The 3,109-nt window shown below is 68.3% G+C and carries 2 protein-coding genes and 1 pseudogene; all 3 read left to right on the plus strand.

Going from position 1 to position 3,109, the window contains the following annotated elements; translation table 11 throughout:
* Nucleotides 1-114 precede the first annotated feature (114 nt).
* Nucleotides 115-1,866 (plus strand): glycerol-3-phosphate dehydrogenase/oxidase, encoded by a 1,752-nt coding sequence (locus OQ789_RS04645; RefSeq protein ID WP_324683820.1) that lies wholly within the window; start codon nucleotides 115-117, stop codon nucleotides 1,864-1,866.
* Between the two features lie 12 nt (nucleotides 1,867-1,878).
* Entirely contained in the window at nucleotides 1,879-2,742 is an 864-nt protein-coding gene (locus tag OQ789_RS04650; protein WP_324683821.1) for a pseudouridine synthase, read from the plus strand.
* Between the two features lie 165 nt (nucleotides 2,743-2,907).
* Nucleotides 2,908-3,109: pseudogene (locus OQ789_RS04655) on the plus strand (hypothetical protein); the annotation flags it as partial.

Here is a 3,109-nt window from a genome sequence, read left to right on the forward strand (position 1 = left end):
CGGGCGCAGCGGGTCGCGTCACCCGCGGCGTGGCGCCGAAACGGTTAGCCTTGGTGCAGTGCGTCCTACTGACCAGTAACCGAGGAGGAGTCGCCCCAGTGAGAAGTCCTGGTCGTGACTGAACCCATCCATCCACCCACCCAGCGCAGCTCCCCGGTTTCCGTGCTGGGACCGCACCAGCGCGAGGCGGCCTGGGAGCGGCTGGGCACCGAGCAGTTCGACGTGGTGGTGATCGGCGGCGGGGTGGTGGGCTCGGGCTGCGCGCTGGACGCCGCGACCCGCGGTCTCAAGGTGGCGCTGGTGGAAGCGCGTGACTTCGCCTCGGGCACCTCGAGCCGCTCGTCGAAGATGTTCCATGGGGGACTGCGCTACCTCGAACAGCTGGAGTTCGGGCTGGTGCGCGAGGCGCTCTACGAACGCGAGCTGTCGCTGACCACGCTGGCCCCGCATCTGGTCAAGCCGATGCCGTTTTTGTTCCCGTTGACCAATCGCGTGTGGGAACGTCCGTACATCGCCGCCGGGATCTTTCTGTATGACCGGCTGGGCGGCGCGAAATCGGTTCCGGCGCAAAAGCATTTGACGCGTGCCAGCGCGTTGCGGTTGAGCCCCGGCCTCAAGCGAAGCTCGCTGATCGGCGGAATCCGCTACTACGACACCGTTGTCGACGACGCACGGCACACCATGACCGTCGCGCGCACCGCCGCACACTACGGCGTCGTGGTGCGCACCTCCACCCAGGTGGTGGCCATGCTGCGCGAAGGCGATCGGGTGACCGGTGTGCGTGTCCGCGACTCCGAGGACGGCGCGACCACCGAGGTCCGCGGGCACGTGGTGGTCAACGCCACCGGGGTGTGGACCGACGAGATCCAGGCATTGTCCAAGCAGCGCGGGCGTTTTCAGGTCCGGGCGTCCAAGGGCGTGCACGTGGTGGTGCCGCGCGACCGGATCGTCAGCGACGTGGCGATCATCCTGCGCACCGAGAAGTCGGTGATGTTCGTCATCCCGTGGGGCAGCCACTGGATCATCGGGACCACCGATACCGACTGGAATCTCGACCTGGCCCATCCCGCTGCGACCAAGGCCGACATTGACTACATCCTGCAGACCGTGAACACCGTGCTGGCCATCCCGCTGACGCATGCCGACATCGACGGGGTGTACGCCGGGCTGCGGCCGCTGCTGGCCGGGGAGAGCGAGGAGACCTCCAAGCTGTCCCGGGAGCATGCCGTGGCGGTGCCCGCACCGGGCCTGGTGGCCATCGCCGGCGGCAAGTACACCACCTACCGGGTGATGGCCGCCGACGCGATTGATGCTGCGGCCCAGTTCATTCCGGCCCGGGTGGCGCCATCGATCACCGAGAAGGTCAGCCTGCTGGGCGCCGACGGCTACTTCGCGCTGATCAACCAGGCCGAGCACGTCGCCGAGCTACAGGGGTTGCACCCCTACCGGGTGCGTCATCTGCTGGACCGCTACGGATCGCTGATCGGTGACGTGCTGGCGCTGGCGCAAAGCCCCGGTCTGCTCGAACCGATCAAGGAGGCGCCGGGCTACCTGCGGGTGGAGGCGCTGTACGCCGTAACCGCCGAGGGCGCTTTGCATTTGGAGGACATCCTGGCCCGCCGGATGCGCGTCTCCATCGAATACTCGCACCGCGGCGTCGACTGCGCACGCGAGGTCGCCAATGTGGTCGCGCCGGTGCTGGGCTGGTCGGCCGAGGACATCGAGCGTGAGGTCGCGAACTACACCGCCCGAGTGGAGGCCGAGGTCCTGTCACAGGCCCAGCCCGACGACGTGTCCGCCGACGAGCTGCGGGCCAGCGCGCCCGAGGCTCGCGCCGAGATCCTCGAGCCGGTGCCGCTCAGTTGAGCGGGTCCTGATATGACCGTGCGGCCCGCCCCGCTTCCGGTGCGCGACGGATTAGGGCCATCGCGGGTGCGGCTGCACGGCGGACCGGTGCTGGACGAGCTGGCGGCCCGATTCGGTGTGCAAGCGCGGGCCAAGGTGCTGGCCGGCGAGGTCGTCGACGCCGACGGTGCGGTAATCGACTGCGCCACGGTGCTTCCCGCCGGCGCGAGCGTCTACCTTTACCGCGAACCGCCAGACGAGGTGCCCGTCCCGTTCGACGTCCCGGTGCTGCATCGCGACGCCGATATCGTGGTCGTCGACAAGCCGCACTTCTTGGCCACCATGCCGCGCGGTCGTCACGTCGTGCAGACCGCGCTGGTGCGGCTGCGGCGGGAGCTGGGATTGCCAGAGCTGAGCCCGGCGCACCGGCTGGACCGGCTCACCGCCGGTGTGCTGCTGTTCACCGCGCGGCGCGAGGTGCGTGGCGCCTACCAGACGCTGTTCGCGCGCGGATTGGTCGGCAAGACATATCTGGCCCGGGCGGCCGTCGACCCGGAGCTGACGGTTCCCCGCGTCGTGAAGAGCCGAATCATCAAGCGCCGCAGCCACTTACAAGCCGCATGTGAACCCGGTCCGCCCAATGCCGAGACCCTGGTGGAGCTGGTATCGCCGGACGGCCTGTACCGGCTGACCCCCCGCACCGGACGCACCCATCAGCTGCGAGTGCACATGGCCTCGCTGGGGATACCGATCCAGGGTGATCCCTTGTATCCCGTCATCATTGACGTCGCGGCCGATGACTTCAGCACTCCACTGCGGCTGTTGGCGCAGCGCATCGAGTTCACCGACCCGCTCACCGGCGCGCGGCGTGAATTCGTCAGCCACCGAGACGGCTGAGGCCTGCGCAGTCGCGGGTGCCCGAGTGGGTCTTCTCGCCGGCGATCTTCGTTCGCGGCGACCTGGCGGCCATCCTCTCCACCGTTTCAGCCACTCCGCCGGGTTATCCACAGCCAGCGGCCCTGCCAGAAAGGTTGAGTCAGTAGAGGGTGTATTATCGAACGTATGTTCGATGACGTGTGTCGTGCGGAGGCGGCTGCCCGGTGGGATGAGGCGGTGGAGCGGCAGTGTCCGTCGGTGACGGCGGTGTCGGCGGGTTTGGTGGAGCGGATCGGGGCGGCGGGGCGGGCGGAGAATCGGGCGGCGGCTGAGCAGTTGCGGGGGATTGGGGAGTTGTTTTCCTATCGGTTGTCGCGGTGTGCGGAGA

This window comes from Mycobacterium sp. 94-17, from assembly GCF_035617725.1.
Classification (GTDB): Bacteria; Actinomycetota; Actinomycetes; order Mycobacteriales; family Mycobacteriaceae; genus Mycobacterium.

Excerpts from the sequence above, each read along its gene's own strand:
- OQ789_RS04650 (WP_324683821.1), top strand. The coding sequence starts at position 1,879 with ATGACCGTGCGGCCCGCCCCGCTTCCGGTGCGCGACGGATTAGGGCCA.